This window comes from Mesorhizobium sp. M7A.F.Ca.CA.004.04.2.1, assembly GCF_004022825.1.
Lineage (GTDB): Bacteria > Pseudomonadota > Alphaproteobacteria > Rhizobiales > Rhizobiaceae > Mesorhizobium.
This window is the reverse complement of the sequence record NZ_RZPH01000861.1, coordinates 1-2,647: the sequence shown is the minus strand read 5'-3', so window position 1 is coordinate 2,647 and position 2,647 is coordinate 1. Positions and strand designations below refer to the sequence as shown.

Here is a 2,647-nt window from a genome sequence, read left to right as displayed (position 1 = left end):
ACTCGGTCGGCGCAATGACGATCGCCGCCGGGTTGCTGGCAACGGCGTTCTCGAGGATCGAGACCTGGCCGTTGACGTCGGTTTCAGCCTGGGCACCGAGTTCCGGCACGTTGACGCCGAGATCCTTGCCGGCCTTGCGGGCGCCGGCCAGAACGATCTGCCAGTAGAACGACGTGGTGTCCTTGACGATGATCGGAATGGTGACGTCCGCCGCCGAAACCGGCGCCGAATGCATGACGCCGGCGAGCATCGAAGCTGCTGCCAGCGCCATGACGGCGCGGCGGTTGAGAATGCTGGTCACGAATTTCATGAGGTTTCCTCCCTAAGTCGCCCGGTGAACGATACGGAAGCTCCGTCCGGATAGGCGTGATCCAAAACAGAACTTTATCAATAAAAAACAATTGCCATGTTTTGATAATGCATCGAACAGATCGATGCAAGCGCTGTTTGATCAGTCCTTGCGAGGCCTGGCAGAGGCAAATCCACCGCGCTGCTCCCCATTGGCGCCGTCGCACTTCCGTTCCGTTCCGGGAACGTATGGAATATTAATTCCATCATTTCGTCAATATAGAATGTCCATTCCTTCGTGTGACCGCAAGAATATGGAGTTTCACACCAGCTCCTGCACCAGCGTGTGGGGACGATATCTGGCGTATTCCGTCTCCGGCACGTCGATGTCGAGCAGTTGGAGGTTGCGCGTCAGGTTCGCCAGCTTGGCGGTGCCGGTCAGCACGGTGGCGACGGCAGGTTCATGCAAGGGGAATTGGAACGCTGCGGCGGCGAGCGGATAGCCACCCTCGGCGGCGATCCTTTCCATTGCGCCGACGCGGTCGAGCACGTCATGGCTGGCAGGGCGGTAGTCGAAATGTGCGCCTTGCACCGGCCCGGTCGCCAGGATACCGGAGTTGAACACGCCGCCAATGACCAAGGAGGTCTGCCGCGCCCGGCATAGGGGCAGCAACTCCGCTTCGGCGCTGCGGTCGAGCAAGGAATAGCGGCTGGCGAGCAGGATGCAGTCGAGCGGCGCCTCGCGCATCACGTCCAGACAGATCTGCACTTCGTTGACGCCAAGCCCATAGGCGGAAATGACGCCGGACCGTTTCAGCTCTTCAAGTGCCTTGAGGCCGCCGTCCATCAGGTCGCGAAAGTGCAGCTTGGTCTTCTCGACACCATGGGTGTAGGCGCCGATGTCGTGGACAAACAGGATGTCTATCCTGTTTAGGCCAAGCCGCGCATAGCTGAATTCGACCGACCGCATGATGCCGTCATAGGAATAGTCGTAGTCGAGCGCGAAGGGCAGCGGATCGACATAGGAGTGATCGGGAACCTGATCGTCCGGCACCGGGCGGAACAGCCGGCCGACCTTGGTCGACAGCACATAGGAATCGCGCGGCTTGTAGCGCAGGAAGTCGCCGAAGCGGCGCTCCGACAGTCCGAAACCGTAGAAGGGTGCGGTGTCGAAATAGCGCAGGCCGGCATCCCAGGCGCCCTGCAGCGTCTCCATCGCCGCTTCGCGCGAACAGGCGCGGTAAAGGCCGCCAAGTGCAGCGCCGCCGAAGCTGACCTCGGTGACTTCCAGCGCTGTCTGGCCGATGCGGCGTCTTTCCATGCACAACCTCCCCGTTGCCCGCCGCTGACCGGCGCGCAGTCTACTTTACATCAGTAAAATCTAAAGTGTTGCGCCCAGATGCCAGGGCACGAACTCGTTGTCGCCGTAGCCGAAGTCCTCGCTCTTGGTCTTGCGGCCGGAAGCCGTCTCGACGATCAGTTCGAAGATCTCGCGACCCATGCCGGCGATGGTCTTTTCACCCGAGGCGATGACGCCGCAATTGACGTCCATGTCCTCTTCCATCTGGTGGTACATGGTGGAGTTGGTGGCGACCTTGATCGACGGCGTCGGGCGGCAGCCGAAGCATGAGCCGCGGCCGGTGGTGAAGACGATGACGTTGGCGCCGCCCGCCACCTGGCCGGTCGCCGAAACCGGGTCGTAGCCGGGCGTGTCCATGAACACGAGGCCGCTGCCAGTGACTTTTTCGGCGTAGCCGAAGACGCCGTTGAGGGGCGTCTGACCGCCCTTGGCGACCGCGCCGAGCGACTTCTCCAGGATGGTGGTGAGACCGCCGCGCTTGTTGCCGGGCGAGGGGTTGTTGTCGATCGAGGCGCCATGCTTGGCGACGTGGTCCTCCCACCATTTCACGAAACCGTCGAGCTTCTGCGCAATCTCAGGCGTTGCCGCGCGATAGGCAAGCAGATGTTCGGCGCCGTAGATCTCCGTGGTCTCGGAGAGGATGCCGATGCCGCCGACGCCAGCCAGGATATCGACAGCCGCGCCCAGCGCCGGATTGGCCGTGATGCCCGACATGCCGTCGGAGCCGCCGCATTGCAGGCCGACGACGATCTCGCTGACCGGGATCGGCTCACGCTTCAGCTGGCCGACTTCCTCGGCGATCTCGGCCAGCACGCCCATCGCCTTTTCCACCGATTTGCGCGATCCGCCGGCGTCCTGGATGTTGAAATGGCGCTTGCCGGCAGCGACGCCCTTCTGGCCGTAGAGGGTGAGCTGGTTGACCTCGCAGCCGAGGCCGACCATCAGCACGCCGCCGAAATTCGGGTGGCGGGCATAGCCGGCAAGCGTGCGGTGCAGCAC

Annotated in this window: 3 protein-coding genes; all 3 read right to left on the bottom strand. The window is 62.6% G+C overall.

Going from position 1 to position 2,647, the window contains the following annotated elements; all coding sequences use genetic code 11:
- Positions 1-310, bottom strand: a 310-nt coding sequence (locus tag EN893_RS28250) for a substrate-binding domain-containing protein (protein WP_164901179.1), incomplete at its 3' end; no start/stop codon positions are given.
- 300 nt (positions 311-610) lie between these two features.
- Positions 611-1,609 carry an aldo/keto reductase gene (locus tag EN893_RS28245; protein WP_127272466.1) on the bottom strand — a complete coding sequence of 333 codons (999 nt, stop codon included), beginning with the start codon at positions 1,607-1,609 and terminating at the stop codon, positions 611-613.
- Between the two features lie 60 nt (positions 1,610-1,669).
- Positions 1,670-2,647, bottom strand: a 978-nt coding sequence (locus tag EN893_RS28240) for a UxaA family hydrolase (protein ID WP_164901178.1), incomplete at its 5' end; no start/stop codon positions are given.

What these genes read in the sequence shown, in the direction of transcription:
- EN893_RS28245 (WP_127272466.1), bottom strand. Translation starts at nt 1,609, where the DNA reads ATGGAAAGACGCCGCATCGGCCAGACAGCGCTGGAAGTCACCGAGGTC.